This window comes from Bacillus cereus group sp. BfR-BA-01330, assembly GCF_022663885.1.
Classification (GTDB): Bacteria; Bacillota; Bacilli; order Bacillales; family Bacillaceae_G; genus Bacillus_A; species Bacillus_A cereus.
In genome coordinates this window covers 746,918-764,702 of the sequence record NZ_JAKUGK010000001.1, presented here as the reverse complement: position 1 = coordinate 764,702, position 17,785 = coordinate 746,918, and the positions used below count along the sequence as shown (strand labels likewise).

Sequence of the window (17,785 nt, the reverse complement as noted above, 5' to 3'; positions counted from 1 at the left end):
CACACTCTTATTAATTCTGATTTGCGAAATATTTATACAAGCTTTATGATGCAATTCCTGTTTCACTACTTTCAGTAAGTTTTTCACTTTTTCTAAACAAAAATAAAGCTCCTATATATAGTAACGCAGTAAAACTACCTATAAGTATAAAATTGTGAGATACTGCAAATAACATTCCTGCTATTGCCGCACCAATCATTTGACCAATATACATAGAAGCATTTGCAAGCGCGGCTCCTGTTCCTCTTGCTGCACTAGATATGTTTTGTAAGTGCCTCATCATTAATACAAACAAAATTCCTGTCCAAAAAAACAAAGCAAAGAACGATAACTCCACCAATACAATGTTCTTTACATGTGGAAGTAATACATATAGCACTGCTGTAAATATAATTCCACCATAGAAAGAAAGGTTATAACCAATTTTATTTACGATTCTAGGACCAAAAATATTACCAGTTAAATTTCCTAACCCTAATACGAGCATAGCTGTACCTACTTCATGAACTTGTAAGCCAAATTGAATGGAAAGCCATACACCAAAAAATGAAAATGCAGCAAAATTTCCGGTTTGAAAAACAAAGTATGCAAAATAAGAAAGTGAAACCTTTGAATCTGTAAGTAATTGTTTATAACGCTGTAAAATCGCTTTTTTATTTCCACCTATATGAACCGACTGTATTTCTGGTAATACAACATAAATAAGAATGACAAGTAGTGCTGATAATATACCAATGAAATAGAATGGGATTGTATAATGTATCGTTGCTAAATAAGCTCCCAGTGGTAGCCCTAAAATTTGAGAGATTGATAACCCTGCTGTTGCAACCCCAATTGCTTTCACAATTTGCTTCTTCTCTATAAGGAGCGGAATAGATGCCCACACTTGTGGAGATACAAAAGCTGCACTTACACCTGCTAAAAATCTAAATGTTAGCATCCATAAAAAACTCGGTGCAATTCCACACAAAAACGTACTTATTGCAAAAAAACTCATACCTAGTACCATCACTTTTTTTCTGTTTAATCCATCTGATATAGGACCAGCAATAAGCGCAAATCCAGCATACCCTAAAGCATACGAACTCACCATCCATCCTGACAACTCAGTTGAAACATGATACACCTGTTGCAATGTCGGCAACAGTGGTGAAATTAAGAAAGTATCTGTACCGATCATAAACATTATCATAAAAAATACAGCTAGTACTCTGTTCATTTAGACCTTCTCCTTATATAAACAGAGGGTACTCTCCCTCTGTTTAACTAATCTTCTAAAATAGATTGGATTTCTTTCATGACTCTTTCATTCAATGCAACGTCTACCGCTTTCACACTTTCTCTTACCTGCTCTGCCCGCTTTCCACCAGGTATAACAGTATCAATTCCTTCTTTATTTAATAACCATGCTAACGCTAAATGAGACACTTCAATATCATTTTCTTTAGCTAGCCCTTTTAACTTATTCACTTTCTTAAAATTACTCTTATATGTATTTTCTTCAAATAGATTTACATTTTGACGCCAATCGACTTCATTTAATTTAAAATCTTCTGTATATTTTCCGCCTAATATTCCAAAAGCAAGAGGCCCATATGGAATAAATGAAATACCCGCTTCTATACAATACGGCAACAGTTCTTCCTCAGCTGTACGTTCTAACATATTGTATGGAGATTGTACAACATCTATATGACCATGTTGATTCGCCTCTTTTAATTGTTCTATGTTTACGTTCGATATTCCAATTGAACGAATTTTCCCTTCTTCTTTTAAATGAGTAAGCTCTCCGATTGAATCTATGTAACTTGTTTCAGGATTTGTAAAGTGTAAATAATATAAATCAATATATTCAGTCTGTAATCTTCTTAAGCTATTTTCCACAGCATTCCTTAAATAACTTGGTTCATTGTTAATATAAGTTTCTCCATTTAACAACGGTTGAATTCCACCTTTTGTAGCAAGTATAAACTCATGACGTTTTCCCTTTAATACTTCTCCTACTAATTCCTCTGATCTACCGAAACCATATGAATCTGCTGTATCAAAAAATGTAATCCCTTGCTGAATAGCTTCTTCTACTAATCGCTTTCCTTCTTCTTCATTCACATTAGCATATAAATTATGTCCCCCTACTGCATTTGTACCTAAACCCAACTTTGAAATATTTAATCCTGCCTTTTGCAATTTTGTATACTTCATTTTTTCTCCCCCTATATTTCTATTATTCGAACATATTCGAACAATAGAAATATACCACTTTATATGTTATAGTGCAAATATCTTAACTTATACAAGTAGGTGAAATATGCGTACACTCTATCATCCAAATCGAGAAGAAATTCAATTTTCTTCTGTCTTATATGCACTTAGCGATCAAATTCGTTTACAAATTGTAAATATGTTACTAGAGAAAAATGAACAATCTTGTGGTGCTTTAAACATCCCTGTTGCAAAATCAACTTTATCTCACCATTTCAAAGTTTTACGTGAGTCAGGTGTTATGTACACGCGCCTTGAAGGAACACAACGTTTCATTTCAATTCGTGAAGAAGATTTAAATGCTAGATTCCCAGGTTTATTACAAGTTGTATTACATGCGACAGAGCCATATTAAAAAAACATCTCATATTCATATGAGATGTTTTTTTAATATGGCTATTCTTTTAATAAATCTAATAATCCATTACCTTCGGATGTACGTTCATACCCTAAAGGTACAGTTCTTTTAATAAGTTGTGCATATATTTCCGGCTCTGATAACTTTCGACCGTATTCTTTCTCACACTGTTTAATGAGCAAGGCAAGCGCTCCAGCAACATGCGGCGTCGCCATGGAAGTTCCACTTAACACTGCATATTTCCCATCTGGATACGTAGATAATATTTCATCACCTGGCGCTACTAGATCAATTTCTTGATTTGAATTACTAAAACATGTGATTTTCCGTTCTAAATTGACAGCGCCGACTTCAATTACTTCCGAGTAAGCACCTGGGTAATCTAGTTCCTCTGTATTATCATTACAATCTCCATTATTCCCAGCAGCACATACGACGAGAACATCCTGCTTTACCGCCTTTTGAATTGCTTCATGTAATTCTGGAACATCTTGCGGACCACCAAGTGACATTGAAATAATTCTCACTTTCTCTTGATTCGGCCCTCTCCAATTTACAGCATAATGAATTGCCTCAATAATTTGCTCGTAACTTCCAGAACCATCTCCCGCTAAAACTTTTAATACTAACATTTTAGCAAGCGGTGCAACTCCTAATACACCGACACCATTTTCAGTTGCTGCAATCGTCCCCGCGACATGAGTACCATGTCCGTTATTATCAAGATACACATTTGGATCAGCTTCATAATCTTTTGTGAAATTTCTTCCGCCGATAATACGATCTTTTAAATCTATATGATTAGTATCACACCCTGTATCTAATACGGCAACGACTACATCTTGCCCCTTCACACTCTTTTCCCATACTTGCGGAGCGTGAATCAGTTGTACACCTGGTGGAATTTCATTTACTTGTTCTACAACTTTATTTACGATAAATGGAATCAATTGTATACCTTTTTGTTTATTCACTGTACTACTCATCGTAATCCCTCCTGAAAATGTATTATTTTCATTTCAGACCACTTTTGAATACGTGTAAATGTAACATTCGTTTTATTCTTTTTGTTTTCCTTCTTTTCAAATATTTCTCAACATCATTTACTAACTCTATACTACTTTTGTATTTCCCCTATGATTTATAGGAAATAATAGCCTGGGTCATTCAACTAATAACCAAAATAAAAGGACCAATTAATGGTCCTCTTACAGTCTTTTAAAAGAATGATATGTAATTTGAAAAATAATATAAATTAAGACTAAACCTCACTCTTGTTTAAAAACTTTTCTATTTCTTTTACTAAATATTCCGCTCCCTCTATCCCAACAGTAATATTTCCATTTGCTAATGATATGTTCTGCTCTGAAACATCACCTGTGATTTGGCAAGCATTGTAAGGTTGATATTTTTGTAAAATGATTTTATCTGCTTCTACAAAAATTTCAAGCGGTGATTTGATTTGTATTCCCAATACATCGCGTAATTCTTTAGGGATAACAATTCGTCCTAATTCGTCTACTTTTCGAATAACTCCTGTTGCTTTCATATTTCTCCCCCCTTTCTCTCTATTAATTTTTTTCACCTCGCTTTTTCCATTTTATCACTTTTTGGCAATACTTGCCTCTTTTTAGAAAATTTTGTACTCGAGTTAAAAAAACACATTTAATGCATACGTAATCTCTCTTTCAATTGTTTTACATAACGGGATCTTATAAGTAAGAAGTATACAACTTGAATACCTATGAAAATACTTAATACAACTGTATTTTCTTTAAACAATGAGTACTCAAACATTTGCCCTAACGCCGTTAAGGCTACTGCCCCATGTAATGTTGCAACACCAATTGGAACGAAGAATAAAAGCGCCAATCGAATTGTAACTACCTTCGATAATTCCCTGCTTGTCAATCCAACTTTTCGAATCATTTCGAACAAGCGAACATCATCCTCCAAATCGGAGAATAAACGGAAGTAAAGGAAACTTCCTGCGCAAACGAAAAATACTATACCAATAAAGAAACCTACAAATAAAATCGGTCCTGCAATTTGTAAACTTTGGTTTTGCTCGTACTCTTCCGCACTAAACGTTGAATATTCTTGATACGGTTTAATTTGATGCGTAAGCTCTTTACCAATTTCAATCTCATCTTTCGTTCTTTCAGTTTTATACATATAATCTTTTGTCTCTATAAATCCATCTTGTAATGAATCATATTGATCATTAGAGATTACATAAACATTTCCTCTTAATATTTTCCCCAATGAAGATGAAGTAACTTTTTTCACCTTTAAACTTTCATTCATATTAGGTAAAGTAATTTCTTTTCTTTCTTTCATCGCTGGCCCTGGTATATCAGCTGACAAAAATACAACCTCTTTATTTGCTACAGTATTAAATGGTTCTCCCGTTAACTTTGCATATTCCTTATAGTCTGATTCTTTTATAAAAGTGGCGCTTCTTAACGACTGTTCCTCCGTTTTCTTTGTCGAAATATTAGTTTTTGAAGCTGCTATATTATGTTTCTTTAATCCTTTGTCAATCATTTGTATATGTTGTGATTCGTTACTATTCCCTTGCTTAGAATGGTAATGAAACGCAATTGGTCTCTCCATTATCCCTTTCGTCATGGATGCGAAGCCTACTAATGTCCCTATTGCGGAAAATGCTACAGTAGAAATAATGGTTACAATAAAGAACATTCTTGCGTTATCTCTCATACGATACGCTAAATCTGATAACGTAATAATATTAGTCTGTGTCCAATAGAAACGTTTACTTTTTTTACATAATCGAATAATAAAGACACTCAGCTGCTTGTACAACAAATACGTCCCGATAATAACTACCGTTGTAACAGGAATCATCATAATAAATACCATTGCTCCATGTGATAGAAGAGCTCCTACATAGCCAGCACTAAGCAATACTACTGCTAATATTGAAGAAATGATTGATGCTTTCGGTTCCGGTTTCGCCTCTGCTGATCCTCTAAACAACTTCATAATCTTATTTTTACGAATCATTCCTGCACTAAACAATGATATGATCATAAATAAAATAAAAAACATAATACCCGTTACAACAATTGCTTTCATCGGTATGTAATAGGATAAGGAGATATCTAGTTTCAATATCATCGGAGCGACAAATAGTAATACCCCTGAAAATAACATACCTGAAAGAATACCAAAAATAATTGCCCCTATTCCAATCATAATATTTTCAAAAAAGATCAGACGCTTTAATTGATATTTCGTCATACCTAGCATCATTAAAATTCCTAGTTCACGCTTTCTCGTTTTTAAAAACATTCCCATCGAATATAAAATAAAGAAGAATGTAAATAAGTAAATAATAGACTGTGCAAAAGACATACTTACGAATACGTACTGACCTAATTCTCCTGCACTTAATGCCGGATGAAACGCAAAAAATGAATACACAAAAAAGGCCATAATTGCAAATGCACTACTCAAAAAATAGGCTGAGTATGTCCGTCTATTTCGGGTTACATTCCGATATGCTAGTTCTCTAATGTTCATATTACTTCTCCGCCCTTCTACTATCTATGTTTTTATATTAGTAAAGTGCGGAAATACCTTCCATCGATTCAAATGACAAAAACCTTACATTTTTGAAAGGTTTAAAAAAATTGCTTATACGTAGCACTTTATTTATAATGACTACATTCATATTCATACACACATCCTATTGTATATTCGTTAGTTTTGCGAAATAATAAAGGATAGAAGTATGTACCATTATACATATAAACTTATTTACCGCTTTAATATGAATAGGAGGAAAACATAATGACATTACAAGAACAGATTATGAAAGCATTACATGTTCAGCCTGTAATTGATCCAAAAGTTGAAATTCGTAAACGAGTTGATTTCCTAAAGGATTATGTAAAAAAAACAGGTGCAAAAGGATTTGTACTTGGTATTAGCGGCGGACAAGACTCTACATTAGCAGGACGCTTAGCACAACTTGCAGTTGAAGAAATTCGTAACGAAGGTGGTAATGCAACGTTTATCGCCGTGCGTCTTCCTTATAAAGTACAAAAAGATGAAGATGATGCACAATTAGCATTACAATTCATTCAAGCAGATCAATCTGTTGCATTTGATATTGCTTCAACTGTTGATGCTTTTTCAAATCAATATGAAAACTTATTGGGTGAATCATTAACAGATTTCAATAAAGGTAACGTGAAAGCACGTATCCGTATGGTTACTCAATATGCAATTGGTGGACAAAAAGGGCTACTTGTTATCGGAACAGATCACGCTGCAGAAGCTGTAACAGGGTTCTTTACAAAATTCGGAGATGGTGGTGCAGATTTATTACCATTAACGGGATTAACGAAGCGCCAAGGACGTGCATTATTACAAGAGTTAGGCGCAGACGAGCGACTGTACTTAAAAATGCCAACAGCTGATTTATTAGATGAAAAACCAGGTCAAGCTGATGAAACAGAGTTAGGTATTACTTATGATCAATTAGATGATTATTTAGAAGGTAAAGCAGTTCCAGCTGACGTTGCAGAGAAAATTGAAAAACGTTACACAGTGAGTGAGCATAAAAGACAAGTACCAGCGTCAATGTTTGATGATTGGTGGAAATAAATTAAACATAAAAAAGAAGCTAATCTTCATTTAGCTTCTTTTTTATATGTTAACGATATACCCCTACTCTTTTCTCCAATAAATCTTGCAGGCAATCTTCATGTTGTTTACAAAATAACGGTGGCATGTCGTCTAACGGGAAAAACTTCAAATCCAACGTTTCATCACCATCTACTTTTTTGTCACCTCCAACTATTGAGAATGAAAAGAACATCACAATTGACTGGGCCTTGTCTCCATTTGGATATGATTGAAAATATTTTGTATACACTCCAATAAGCTCATTTATTTCTACATCATACCCGGTTTCTTCTTTTATTTCCCGGATTGCAGTTTCCGCAGCTGATTCTCCTATCTCCATTGCACCACCTGGAAAGCCCCAAGCGTTAAAGTCTCCTCTTTTTTGCAGTAATACTTCTCCTTCTTTATTAAATACACAACCACCGGCAAAGTTTAAGAAAACATAATCATGTCCTACTTTTTCACGTAATTCTTTTATATAATTCGCCATTCTCATTCCCCTTTTCATACCTCTTCTATCGCTATTTCTTATCTTTTTCAAGCAATTCAATGATTCGATCTAGCTTCTGGTTCATATTAATCACGTGGCGTTTCTTTGCAGCACTGCTTTGTAATACTCTTCTAATAAACAAAGTAAATGATATGAAAAACAAAACGATAAGTCCGATTACTAAACAAGTATATATCAATGTAAAATATCGCTTTCGAACAAGTTCATTCCACATTCACATCCTTATCCTTTTATTTTATCACATAATTCTTAATATTCAAAAGTAATCAATCAATAAATAAAAAAAGCACCTTTTACAGGTGCTTTTTCCCATTGCTTAATACGTAAATGTAATTGTCGCTAATGAATAACCCGCCAATGCACTATAAGGCGCTACTTGATAAGACACACGCTTTGCACCTTTTGGCCAATTTATTTCATTTAATACTTTCTTTATATCTTGCATCGTCCCATCCATGGACTGCTTATATCGCACTTCTACTTTTTCTGGTTTGGCTGCAAACTGTTGCTGCAACTTTTGCTTAAATTCATTATAATTTTCTGCTCCGTATTCTGCAGATAAGTATTGTAAATTTGTTTCTTTTAACATCTGCTCATATACGACAGTTTTTGAGCTACCAGCTTTTATTTTGTTTGTTAATTCACCAAAATAACTTGTAGTTGCTGCTGGATATTTACTACGATCCCAGTCGTGATCTTTACTTAACTGTTCGTCAGACATGTTAAAATATGAGTAAGTTACACGCCCTGCTTTATCTGGTACTGGATCATCAAATGTAGTATCTAGGTGATACCATTTGTTTTCAATGTTCACTAAATTCCACGCGTGAGCTTGTCCGTTTCCTGTGCCTGTTACAATATGATTTTGAATACCTGCCTCTTTTAACAACTCATACGTTAATAATGTATATCCTTGGCAAACGGCAGAACGATTCGCTAATGCTTCATATGCTGTATACGCTTGATAAGACGTATCATAAGACACATGCTTAACAACGTAATCGTGAATAGCTTTTACTTTCTCATGCTCATCCATCCCTGGTTTTACAATTGATCCAACAATTGATTTCGCCTGAGCTTTTACATATTGAGTTTGTTCTTTTGATTCACGGTATTTTACTTGCAGTGTAAACGTATAGTCCCCTGGCATTCCTTTAATAGAATATCTAGTAGACGCTACATTATATTTTACATACTCATCAGCATCTACAATTTTATTAAACTCACCATACAATTGATCCATAATATTTCTAGCATTTCTATCTTTTGTTTTATATGTGATTGTAATATTTTCTTCTCGATTATCAATCTGTTTTTTTAATTCTTTTCTGAAATCATCTAATAACTTTACATCTGATTGTGCTGTCACTGTAGTCGGATTTGTAGCTGCATAAGATACAGATGACGCTTGCAAGCCTCCCATTACTATAGTTGAACAAAGTGCCGCAGCTGTCACATACTTACTTGTCTTTCCCATCTTGTCACTCCTTATATTCTATAACTATACGAAAAAGTATCGTATAGTTTCAGAGTATACAATACTTTTTCGTATAGGTCATATGAGATTATGCATATTAACTAATTCACATAAAAAGGTTGTTCTTTTTAAAAGAACAACCTTTTTTCATTAGCATGTTTGTAATACACAGCATGTATTTTCAAAACGTTGATTTTTCAAATCTTCATTACTAATACAGAAATATAGCATCCCTAGTTCTCCCCAAACCATATTACAATTTTTATGATCTGAATCAATTTGGAATAAAAGAGTCATTTGCTGCGGGTCTACTCCCATATATTCTCCTGTCTCATATAACACTTCTTCTTGTACAGAGAATGGCTCACCAAACATTTGATGGTTATCGTAGTTATCTGGAATTAGCTCTTCAAGTAATTGCAAGAAACGATCTGAATCAGCCTCATCTTCAATAAAAAGTTCTGGTAATTTGTATGTCAGTTCAAAAGTAATTGCACACTGGTTATATTTCGCTTGTATTTCATTTTCTCTTCGTAATTGCTCTACAGGAACATCATAATAAAGTACACGCCCAGCTTCTGTTAGATTCACATTTTCTTCAAAATAATTTTCAATGCAAAAGAAATACAGCATCCCCGTCTTAGGAAGATTGTGATCCATACCAACGTTTTGTAAATCACTTAAGTTAAATTGCGCGATAAATTGTAGTGGATTTCCTTTATGCTTTGGATATTCAAATAAAGCTGGTAGATCAGGAACTCCTCCCATTTTCGAACTACCTATCGCAACAGTTCCCTGCTGCTTTGGCACAACTTTTATACAAGGAAATACAGTATTAATAAGTTCTTCTTTCAAGTGTGTTAGTTCATATTTATCAATTAATACTTCAATTTTTTTATTCATAAATTCTCCTTACATTTACATACTTATTTATATCATAGTACAAAGATTATACTTCATTCTTTACAAAATCAACAAGCCTCCCAAAAACGGGCTTATCCTTCGTACGCGAACAAGTTTAAAAAAGCATACTATACATTGTTCCTACAAACACGATAGTTCTTTAGTTCTTCCAGTACATTTTCCCCTCGTTCATTTTTATTTTTAATATAAGGAGGAATTCCACATGGGTTACGGATATAGTTGCGGCGGTTACGGTTACGGCGGTAGCTGTGGTGGTTGTGGTTACGGAGGTTTCGCTTTATTAATCGTTTTATTCATCCTTCTAATCATCATCGGAGCTAGCTGTTGGGGCGGCTTTGTAGGCTGCTAGTAAACTTAAAAACCATTGTAAAAAAGCACGTACAATACGTGCTTTTTTGCCATTTCCAAATCTTTTATTTGAAAGGAAGTATGTTTAATGAAGATCGATGGTGTTTTTGAAGGAGGCGGTGTACGCGGTATTGCACATGTTGGAGCAATTTGCGCATTAGCCGAAAAAGGTTATGAATGGGAACGTGTAGCTGGAACATCAGCTGGTGCAATTATCGCGGCACTTGTAGCGGCAGGATATTCTTGTTCAGAGCTAAAAACGATTATAACTGATATCGATTATAACAAATTTACGAAGAAAACCTTTATTGACAAAATCCCCTTTATCGGAAAAGGACTAAGTGCATGGACTACTTTAGGTATATACTCTAATGTATTTATAGAAGAATGGATTGAAGAATTACTTCGAAAAAAAGGTGTTCATTTATTTACTGATTTACCGGATCTAAACAAACTCAAAATCATCGCTTCTGATATTAGTAATGGTAAAATGGTTGTCTTTCCTGACGACTTACCAAACTACGGATTTTTAAATTATCGCTTCTCTATCGCTAAAGCGGTAAGAATGAGTAGTACAATCCCCTTCTTCTTTGAACCCGTAAAATGGAGAATTCCAAAATGGAAGCAGCCTTGTTATATGGTTGATGGAGGAATTCTAAGTAATTATCCAATTTGGATCTTCGATTCACCTACCACTCCTCGCTGGCCGACTTTCGGATTTCATTTTGTAAAAGATGAGATTCAAGCTGATCCTGCTCACTATAACGAGCCTATTTCCATGTTCAAAGGACTATTTAAAACAATGATGCAAGCTCATGATTTACGTCATTTAGATAAGGAATCAAAAGCAAGAACGATTACAATTCCAACAGGAACGATTACAAGTACTAATTTTGAACTGACAAAGGAAGAAAAAGAATGGCTTTACAATTCTGGTTATAACTCTGCTAATAAATTTTTACAAGCTTGGAACTTTAGGCAATATATCGATGAATATAGAAAAGGAAAGCAAGACCGAAAGACAAATCGATTTTTTCGTCAACTTGACTCATAATATTATTACTTTGCGTATAAATACGAGAACGTTTAACAACTTAATAATAAATAAGTCTAGTAATTTCTTATATTACTAGACTTATTTATTATTATATAATCTCGTACATTGTTTAAGGATACGTTAACCCTTCGGCTTCCTCTGCAGTAATAACTATGTAACGATTTCCCGTTCTTAATCCTAACAGTTCTGCTTTTTCAATCGCTTCTTGCTTCGTCTCCGCATAAGCAGCTAAATATTTTTCTCCATTGATCATTTGGCAAATTACATATTGTTTCATTACTTTCTCCTCTTACTTTTTCATTAGTTGTGCAAGTTTTTTTATACCTATTTCAATTTCTTCTAACGTTGCGTATGAATACGATAGGCGCAAAAATTGATTTGCACTTCTATCATATAAAGTACCTGGGTTTAATAAAACCTTTTCTTGCAGAGCTTTATCAAATAAACTGCGATATGAAATGGTTACTTTTATATGTACCCATATATAAAATCCCCCTGTTGGTTCATGCCAAGTTGCTATTTCACGAAGATATTTATCTAACATTAGTAACATAAAATCTCTTCGTTTTTTCAATTCACTTCTTACAAAGCGCAAATGCTCATCATATAGACCATTTGTAAACCACTCTGCTGCAATTTGCTGGGATATAGTGCTTGAACCATAATCTGTTTGCATTTTTATGTCTGACAATCTTTGAATTACTGGCTCAGGTCCAACAATCCATCCAATTCTTAACCCTGGACTAATTACTTTGGACATGCTTCCAATATGTAGTACGATTCCATTTTTATCATAGGCTTTTAAAGGTTTCGAACAAGGTGCATCAAACCATAAGTCTTGATACACTGCGTCCTCTATAATAGGTAATCCAATTTCATTACATATTTCCATCACTTCTATTCGTCTCTTCGCATTCATACTAAAGTTCGTTGGATTATGAAAAGACGGGATTGTATATAAAATAGATGCATTAAATTGCTTCTTATATTTTGTAATATATGATGTATTTAAACCGTTCTCATCCATTGGTATTCCAATGAAACGCATTCCTGCGGATTGAAAAACATTAAGCGAATATAAATAGGATGGTTTTTCTAATAAGATGGATGCCCCTTTTGGAAGAAGCCCCATAGAGATAAGTTGCAGCGCTTGAATTGCTCCTGAAACAATTAATATAGAGTCAGGAGATACACATATACCATGCCCCTTTAAGTATTCGGAAATCTTTTCCCTTAAATAAAAATTTCCTTTCGGCTCTTCATACCCAAGCGTCACATTTGACTTTAAAAGCTTATTCATAATTTCTTTCATCTTTTTCTCAGGTAAGAGACTCGGCGCGAGCTCACCTGTTCCTAATCGAATTACATGTGGATAAAATTCAGCTTGATTAATCTCCTGAATAGCTGGGAGATTCGGATAATGAAGTCCTGTTTCTACATAAGACTGCCAATTAGGCGGGGGTGCGTAAGTTGAAGCATTCTCATTATTATTTACAACAATTGTTCCTTTCCTGCCATTCCCTTCTATGTATCCCTTTGCAACTAGTTCACCGAAAGCCATTACAATTGTGCTTCGATTCACACCAAGTGTATGTGCCAAATCTCTTTGTGAAGGTAATTTCGTTCCAACGGTCCATTCTCCATTAACGATCCTTTCTTTTATATACGTTTCTATTTGTTTATACAGAGGAGTCGCTAGAGACATATTCGGTTTCCAAACGAATCTTTCCATTATATCACCTTATATTCTTTTTGGTTGGTAACCTCCCCAACCATATGGATGGATACAAATTTTCATTTCTTCTATACAATATACACTATCATAATGAATTAAAATAGGAGGTAATATGATGAGTGAAGCAATTATTCATGGTATCATTCTTGCATTTGGACTTATCATTCCATTAGGTGTACAAAATGTTTTTGTCTTTAACCAAGGTGCGAGCCAACCAAACATTTGGAGGGCAGCCCCTGTAGTATTAACTGCCTCTATATGTGATACGTTACTCATATTGATTGCAGTGCAAGGTGTCTCCCTTGTACTCCTTACTTTTTCTTGGCTAACTAACTCGTTATATATAATTGGATTTTTCTTTCTCCTATACATGGGCTTTGTTATTTGGAGAAGTAACCCTTCCAACGATGTAAAACAAGAAAAAAGTATGCCCTTAAAAAAGCAAATCCTTTTCGCAGCATCCGTTTCGTTATTAAATCCACATGCTATTTTAGACACAATCGGTGTAATTGGAACAAATTCTATTCAATACATAGGAAGTGAAAAATGGGCTTTCACACTTGCAACTATTATCGTTTCTTGGATTTGGTTTATAAGCTTAGCGTTAGCGGGGAAATTTCTAAAAAGACTAGACTCAACCGGAAAGACAATTTTATTATTAAATAAATTTTCTGGTCTCATCATATGGGGTGTCGCGCTTTATATGTTAAAACAAGTTATTTATTCTTAATGAACGAAAGAGAATTGCATGTTACTCAAAACATCATGCAATTCTCTTACAAATTATGAAGTAGGCTCTGGTTTCTGTTTTACCGTCTTTGCATCCTTTGCTGGTTTAATCCAAATGATTGCTATGATAGCACCAATGGCAGCGAAAATACTTGTCAAATAAAACACTTCATGGTCCGCCCCTTTCATGAAAAAAGAATATAAAGGTGGTCCAGCTGCTACACCGATAAATCGCATTGAACTATAAAATGACGTAACCGTTCCCCTTTGCTCCTTTTCAATTCCTTGTGTAATGAGGGCATCTAAACATGGGAGTGCCATACCAATCCCTATCCCCATAATAACGAGACAAAGAAGTAGTAAATAAATCCCTTTTATAAATAAAGGAATGATGACTGATGCAGCTGCCATTAAAAAACCAATATAAATACACTTCTTCATAACATTTTGATTATCTCCAATTTTTTTACCGGCCATATATGAACTAAGTGACAGTACAAGTAACGGGATAGCAAGCACACACCCTTTCCATATACCATGAATGTCATACTTTGATTCCAGTATAGTCGACAAATAAAAGAGAATTCCGAATAAAATAAGCATAATAATTGCACCTAATGCAAAAATGGCAATTAACCATCTTCCTTTTTCTCGAAACGTAGACAGAATAGATTTTATAAACTCTTTAAGTGGTGGTACTTCTCCTTCTTGTTTCTTTGCCTTTACTAGAACAAGCAACAAAACAATTGATATGACACATAAAACTGGAATCGCCCAAAATGGTAAGAACCATACAATGGCAGCAAGAGCAGATCCTAAAATAGGGCTCAGCACTTTTCCAAATGTATTGGATGTCTCAATAATTCCCAGGCCTGTACTAACTTGTTTTTCGTCTTTGTATAAATCACCAACACACGGTATAACAACCGGCATTGCCCCAGCAGCACCAATACCTTGAATCGCTCTACCGATTAATATCCAAGTGTAGGGATTATCAACTTTCCAAGATACCCAACCAGTTATAGCTCCTCCTATAGCCGCAATCAGCAAACTCGGAACCATTACCATCTTTCGTCCCCATCTATCTGATAAATAACCAGCAATCGGTATAAGTAAAATGGCTACGATAGAGTAAATTGTAATAATCATGGATACTTGAAACGATGAAATATGTAATTTCTTTTCAATTGTCGGCAAGATTGGAATGAGCATTGAATTCCCTAATGTCATGACAAGTGGAACTGATGCAAGCGCAATTAAACAACAGTTTTCTTTTTTTAACATGTTGATTTCGGAACCTTTCATCATATATTTCTTACCATATAATAGCCCTGCTGGAACATAATTTTCATTCCACCAGGGCTATTACATCTTTAATACTTCCCATTCACAACAAAAGAAATTGGGTAAAATATAGTATTACTTTTATTCTTTGAATTCTGTTCGCAATATATTCATACCAATTAATTGAAAAAAAAAGAAAGGAAGAATCCTTCCTTTCTCCTATAACCTTCTACATTTAGCGAGTATATCCGCCACCAAGCTGTTGTTCTGCCATCGCTACTAGGCGTTTTGTGATTTCACCGCCTACAGAACCGTTTGCACGTGAAGAAGTATCAGCTCCAAGTTGTACACCGAACTCTTGTGCAATTTCATACTTCATTTGATCTAAAGCTGCTTGTGCTCCATGTGATGCTAATTGATTAGAATTACGATTTCTAGCCATTACCAATCACCTCCTTATTTATATATAAATTGTGTTAAATTCAAATTAAAATACATGGAAATTTTTGGTTATTTTTTACCATAAAAAAGAGCCTCTAAAACGAGACTCTCACATCATTTCACATTACGAACTTACTACTTCTAATTTTCTATTTATTAATACTTTCATTTCTTCTTTTAATATCTCTTTTGAATTATGTCCAAACCATTCTAAGGAAGCAAAAAGATCCGTACCTCTCACTTCCTGAATAATCTCATCATAATTTACAATACCTTCAAATAACGGAACCATACCAATACGACTTCCTGCTGCAGCATATACATTATTAGGTTCAAACACATGCAAATAATCCGCTGAAGATATATTCTTAAAATGGTAATGTAGTGTCCACGGCTTTAATCGATGGAAACTGTCTATTGGATCTGCGCCAGACTCCCATATATGAAGAAAATCAAGATTTATTTTTAAATTCGGATGGTTTACTTCTTCTAATAGTTCTATAGTAGAAGGCAATGTGTCCGTTAGTGTATTGGGATGTGTTTCTAACAGCACATACATATTGTGCTGAGCAAATACATCACAAATCTTACGTATTCGCTTTACATACTCTTTTCTCTCTTGTTCCGAGAAGTCCTTGCTCCCTTTTTGCCCAGCAAACGTGCGAATTTTATTCGTATTAAACCAATTAGCTAGTACTACAAGTTGTTCACTTTTCTCTATCGTTTTTTCAAAATCTGCTGATAATGATATATCTAAGTAATCACTTATCATCGTAATTTCTAAGTTTTTATCCTTTAGAAAATTCAATTCTCGTTCTGTCGTTTCACGTTCTTGCATGTACAAATTTTGTGCATGCGTCCCCCATAATTCAATTCCTTCAAAACCGTTTTCATATGCAAATTGAAGAATATCAGTAAATGAAATTAATTGATGACGAAATGAAATGGTACATAGCGAATATTTCATAGCATTAAACTCCCCTATCTTAAATTCAGTTAGCTTATTAAAGAGTTGCGACAGATTGATTTGTTTTCATACCTTTCCATGATAGAAACTGTCTCTCTAATTCCTTCTTAATTTGCAGTTCAATTGCATTCATTTCATCCAGTTTTTCAATAATCGATACTAGCATACCTTTATTATTCGTCATTGCCATTTTAATTGCACGATACTGTACATTTGTAAATCCTTGTACAATATCCTCTACCCGATCACACCAATAATCAAATTCTTGCTCCGAATATTGCAACGTTTCACGGAAGTATGCAAAGGCATGCTCATAACTATATTTACGAATTGCAAGTACTGGTATTTGTTTTACTGCTGCTACAAGTCCAGAAAGCGCATATCCTTCTTCCTCATTTGCCATTTTTACAATTAAATTTTTCAGTTCCATAGTCAGTTCATTTTCGTTCTTTTTGAATGTTTCTGTGAAATAACTAGCTACTGTTTCTTGCGTTGGCTCCCCAATTCCTTCTATATCAATGAAATAACCTCCACCAAATGGGTTATCTTGAATAGAGTGAAGTACTTTTTCTCTTTCCATATTTCCTTCCCAACGAAAATCAGGATCTAGCATGAACCACTCTTCTTCTTTCTCTGTTTTTGATATCATTAAATAATGTGGAAACGGTTTTTGATGAAATTTATTTTCCCTCTCTGGTAATAGAGACATATCAACCATTACAATGACATAACGATTTTCCGGCTTGTTTTCTACTAATTCTAAAAACGTTTCTACATTGCTATCTTTATCTTTTGCATGATCATACCATTCGTTTACTTTAATACCGTACAATTTTTCAAACCAAAGTAAATAATGATCATGGTTAATGTTTTCAGAGTGATATGAAATAATTCCGCCTTGTGTTATATCAAAATCTCCATCCCATAGTCCAAAATAAAATGGACGAAAATCAATGTCGCTACGCCTTTTTATAATTTCACAAAAACAACTCACTAAACAGTGCACTTTAATTGAAGTCATACTCTCATCCACTTT

19 protein-coding genes and 1 pseudogene are annotated in these 17,785 nt (G+C 34.3%); 5 read left to right on the top strand and 15 right to left on the bottom strand.

Going from position 1 to position 17,785, the window contains the following annotated elements; translation table 11 throughout:
• Positions 1-43: 43 nt before the first annotated feature.
• Positions 44-1,219 carry an MFS transporter gene (locus MR112_RS03890; protein ID WP_048655667.1) on the bottom strand — a complete coding sequence of 392 codons (1,176 nt, stop codon included), beginning with the start codon at positions 1,217-1,219 and terminating at the stop codon, positions 44-46.
• A gap of 47 nt (positions 1,220-1,266) precedes the next feature.
• Positions 1,267-2,202 carry an aldo/keto reductase gene (locus tag MR112_RS03885; protein WP_016122346.1) on the bottom strand — a complete coding sequence of 312 codons (936 nt, stop codon included), beginning with the start codon at positions 2,200-2,202 and terminating at the stop codon, positions 1,267-1,269.
• A 106-nt stretch (positions 2,203-2,308) separates the two neighbouring features.
• On the opposite strand from MR112_RS03885, the gene MR112_RS03880 reads away from it, so the two are divergent.
• Complete coding sequence (locus tag MR112_RS03880) at positions 2,309-2,617, top strand: ArsR/SmtB family transcription factor (protein ID WP_001259906.1); 309 nt, start codon at positions 2,309-2,311, stop codon at positions 2,615-2,617.
• Positions 2,618-2,658: 41 nt separating this feature from the next.
• On the opposite strand, the gene MR112_RS03875 is transcribed toward MR112_RS03880, so the two are convergent.
• From MR112_RS03875 to MR112_RS03865, 3 genes are all read right to left on the bottom strand, one after another.
• The gene (locus MR112_RS03875; RefSeq protein ID WP_000099746.1) at positions 2,659-3,606 is read right to left on the bottom strand and encodes a serine protease; all 948 of its coding nucleotides are present in this window, start codon (positions 3,604-3,606) and stop codon (positions 2,659-2,661) included.
• A 275-nt stretch (positions 3,607-3,881) separates the two neighbouring features.
• A complete protein-coding gene (locus MR112_RS03870; RefSeq protein WP_000648324.1) occupies positions 3,882-4,169 on the bottom strand; it encodes an AbrB/MazE/SpoVT family DNA-binding domain-containing protein in 288 nt (95 codons plus the stop codon).
• Between the two features lie 116 nt (positions 4,170-4,285).
• A complete protein-coding gene (locus MR112_RS03865) occupies positions 4,286-6,166 on the bottom strand; it encodes an FtsX-like permease family protein (RefSeq protein WP_001025988.1) in 1,881 nt (626 codons plus the stop codon).
• A 270-nt stretch (positions 6,167-6,436) separates the two neighbouring features.
• Between MR112_RS03865 and nadE the strand changes: the two genes are divergently transcribed.
• Positions 6,437-7,255: an ammonia-dependent NAD(+) synthetase gene (gene nadE / locus MR112_RS03860; protein WP_000174901.1), complete on the top strand. Its 819-nt coding sequence runs from the start codon at positions 6,437-6,439 to the stop codon at positions 7,253-7,255.
• A 49-nt stretch (positions 7,256-7,304) separates the two neighbouring features.
• On the opposite strand, the gene MR112_RS03855 is transcribed toward nadE, so the two are convergent.
• The 4 genes and pseudogenes from MR112_RS03855 to MR112_RS03840 all read right to left on the bottom strand — a co-directional run bounded on the left by MR112_RS03855 (position 7,305) and on the right by MR112_RS03840 (position 10,167).
• On the bottom strand, positions 7,305-7,766 hold the full coding sequence (locus MR112_RS03855; protein ID WP_000024999.1) for an NUDIX hydrolase: 462 nt from the start codon (positions 7,764-7,766) through the stop codon (positions 7,305-7,307).
• A 31-nt stretch (positions 7,767-7,797) separates the two neighbouring features.
• Positions 7,798-7,994: pseudogene (locus MR112_RS03850) on the bottom strand (DUF4083 domain-containing protein).
• A 109-nt stretch (positions 7,995-8,103) separates the two neighbouring features.
• Entirely contained in the window at positions 8,104-9,264 is a 1,161-nt protein-coding gene (locus tag MR112_RS03845) for a transglutaminase domain-containing protein (protein ID WP_000520862.1), read from the bottom strand.
• 150 nt (positions 9,265-9,414) lie between these two features.
• Positions 9,415-10,167 carry a YwqG family protein gene (locus tag MR112_RS03840; RefSeq protein WP_001034844.1) on the bottom strand — a complete coding sequence of 251 codons (753 nt, stop codon included), beginning with the start codon at positions 10,165-10,167 and terminating at the stop codon, positions 9,415-9,417.
• 223 nt (positions 10,168-10,390) lie between these two features.
• On the opposite strand from MR112_RS03840, the gene MR112_RS03835 reads away from it, so the two are divergent.
• Together MR112_RS03835 and MR112_RS03830 are read left to right on the top strand one after the other, a co-directional pair.
• The gene (locus tag MR112_RS03835) at positions 10,391-10,537 is read left to right on the top strand and encodes a YjcZ family sporulation protein (RefSeq protein WP_000540425.1); all 147 of its coding nucleotides are present in this window, start codon (positions 10,391-10,393) and stop codon (positions 10,535-10,537) included.
• 87 nt (positions 10,538-10,624) lie between these two features.
• Positions 10,625-11,590, top strand: coding sequence for a patatin-like phospholipase family protein (locus MR112_RS03830; RefSeq protein WP_017656809.1), 966 nt, complete (start codon positions 10,625-10,627; stop codon positions 11,588-11,590).
• A gap of 112 nt (positions 11,591-11,702) precedes the next feature.
• Here MR112_RS03830 and MR112_RS03825 read toward each other — a convergent pair whose 3' ends face one another.
• Entirely contained in the window at positions 11,703-11,870 is a 168-nt protein-coding gene (locus tag MR112_RS03825) for a DUF3933 family protein (protein WP_000816389.1), read from the bottom strand.
• A gap of 12 nt (positions 11,871-11,882) precedes the next feature.
• Positions 11,883-13,325: an aminotransferase-like domain-containing protein gene (locus MR112_RS03820; protein WP_048538789.1), complete on the bottom strand. Its 1,443-nt coding sequence runs from the start codon at positions 13,323-13,325 to the stop codon at positions 11,883-11,885.
• 118 nt (positions 13,326-13,443) lie between these two features.
• On the opposite strand from MR112_RS03820, the gene MR112_RS03815 reads away from it, so the two are divergent.
• Positions 13,444-14,058: a LysE/ArgO family amino acid transporter gene (locus MR112_RS03815; protein WP_001287303.1), complete on the top strand. Its 615-nt coding sequence runs from the start codon at positions 13,444-13,446 to the stop codon at positions 14,056-14,058.
• A 53-nt stretch (positions 14,059-14,111) separates the two neighbouring features.
• Here MR112_RS03815 and MR112_RS03810 read toward each other — a convergent pair whose 3' ends face one another.
• From MR112_RS03810 to MR112_RS03795, 4 genes are all read right to left on the bottom strand, one after another.
• Positions 14,112-15,341 carry a bacillibactin exporter BcbE gene (locus MR112_RS03810; protein WP_002197672.1) on the bottom strand — a complete coding sequence of 410 codons (1,230 nt, stop codon included), beginning with the start codon at positions 15,339-15,341 and terminating at the stop codon, positions 14,112-14,114.
• Between the two features lie 235 nt (positions 15,342-15,576).
• The gene (locus tag MR112_RS03805) at positions 15,577-15,783 is read right to left on the bottom strand and encodes an alpha/beta-type small acid-soluble spore protein (protein ID WP_000113545.1); all 207 of its coding nucleotides are present in this window, start codon (positions 15,781-15,783) and stop codon (positions 15,577-15,579) included.
• A 123-nt stretch (positions 15,784-15,906) separates the two neighbouring features.
• The gene (locus tag MR112_RS03800) at positions 15,907-16,749 is read right to left on the bottom strand and encodes a sugar phosphate isomerase/epimerase family protein (RefSeq protein WP_017656805.1); all 843 of its coding nucleotides are present in this window, start codon (positions 16,747-16,749) and stop codon (positions 15,907-15,909) included.
• Positions 16,750-16,786: 37 nt separating this feature from the next.
• Positions 16,787-17,770, bottom strand: a complete 984-nt coding sequence (locus MR112_RS03795; protein WP_000200730.1) for a DUF6005 family protein — start codon at positions 17,768-17,770, stop codon at positions 16,787-16,789.
• Positions 17,771-17,785: the final 15 nt, after the last annotated feature.

What these genes read in the sequence shown, in the direction of transcription:
- MR112_RS03865 (WP_001025988.1), bottom strand. Translation starts at nt 6,166, where the DNA reads ATGAACATTAGAGAACTAGCATATCGGAATGTAACCCGAAATAGACGG.
- MR112_RS03815 (WP_001287303.1), top strand. Translation starts at nt 13,444, where the DNA reads ATGAGTGAAGCAATTATTCATGGTATCATTCTTGCATTTGGACTTATC.
- MR112_RS03830 (WP_017656809.1), top strand. Translation starts at nt 10,625, where the DNA reads ATGAAGATCGATGGTGTTTTTGAAGGAGGCGGTGTACGCGGTATTGCA.
- MR112_RS03855 (WP_000024999.1), bottom strand. Translation starts at nt 7,766, where the DNA reads ATGGCGAATTATATAAAAGAATTACGTGAAAAAGTAGGACATGATTAT.
- MR112_RS03825 (WP_000816389.1), bottom strand. Translation starts at nt 11,870, where the DNA reads ATGAAACAATATGTAATTTGCCAAATGATCAATGGAGAAAAATATTTA.
- MR112_RS03800 (WP_017656805.1), bottom strand. Translation starts at nt 16,749, where the DNA reads ATGAAATATTCGCTATGTACCATTTCATTTCGTCATCAATTAATTTCA.
- MR112_RS03890 (WP_048655667.1), bottom strand. Translation starts at nt 1,219, where the DNA reads ATGAACAGAGTACTAGCTGTATTTTTTATGATAATGTTTATGATCGGT.
- nadE (WP_000174901.1), top strand. Translation starts at nt 6,437, where the DNA reads ATGACATTACAAGAACAGATTATGAAAGCATTACATGTTCAGCCTGTA.
- MR112_RS03795 (WP_000200730.1), bottom strand. Translation starts at nt 17,770, where the DNA reads ATGACTTCAATTAAAGTGCACTGTTTAGTGAGTTGTTTTTGTGAAATT.
- MR112_RS03875 (WP_000099746.1), bottom strand. Translation starts at nt 3,606, where the DNA reads ATGAGTAGTACAGTGAATAAACAAAAAGGTATACAATTGATTCCATTT.
- MR112_RS03880 (WP_001259906.1), top strand. Translation starts at nt 2,309, where the DNA reads ATGCGTACACTCTATCATCCAAATCGAGAAGAAATTCAATTTTCTTCT.
- MR112_RS03840 (WP_001034844.1), bottom strand. Translation starts at nt 10,167, where the DNA reads ATGAATAAAAAAATTGAAGTATTAATTGATAAATATGAACTAACACAC.
- MR112_RS03820 (WP_048538789.1), bottom strand. Translation starts at nt 13,325, where the DNA reads ATGGAAAGATTCGTTTGGAAACCGAATATGTCTCTAGCGACTCCTCTG.
- MR112_RS03845 (WP_000520862.1), bottom strand. Translation starts at nt 9,264, where the DNA reads ATGGGAAAGACAAGTAAGTATGTGACAGCTGCGGCACTTTGTTCAACT.
- MR112_RS03870 (WP_000648324.1), bottom strand. Translation starts at nt 4,169, where the DNA reads ATGAAAGCAACAGGAGTTATTCGAAAAGTAGACGAATTAGGACGAATT.
- MR112_RS03810 (WP_002197672.1), bottom strand. Translation starts at nt 15,341, where the DNA reads ATGTTAAAAAAAGAAAACTGTTGTTTAATTGCGCTTGCATCAGTTCCA.
- MR112_RS03885 (WP_016122346.1), bottom strand. Translation starts at nt 2,202, where the DNA reads ATGAAGTATACAAAATTGCAAAAGGCAGGATTAAATATTTCAAAGTTG.
- MR112_RS03835 (WP_000540425.1), top strand. Translation starts at nt 10,391, where the DNA reads ATGGGTTACGGATATAGTTGCGGCGGTTACGGTTACGGCGGTAGCTGT.
- MR112_RS03805 (WP_000113545.1), bottom strand. Translation starts at nt 15,783, where the DNA reads ATGGCTAGAAATCGTAATTCTAATCAATTAGCATCACATGGAGCACAA.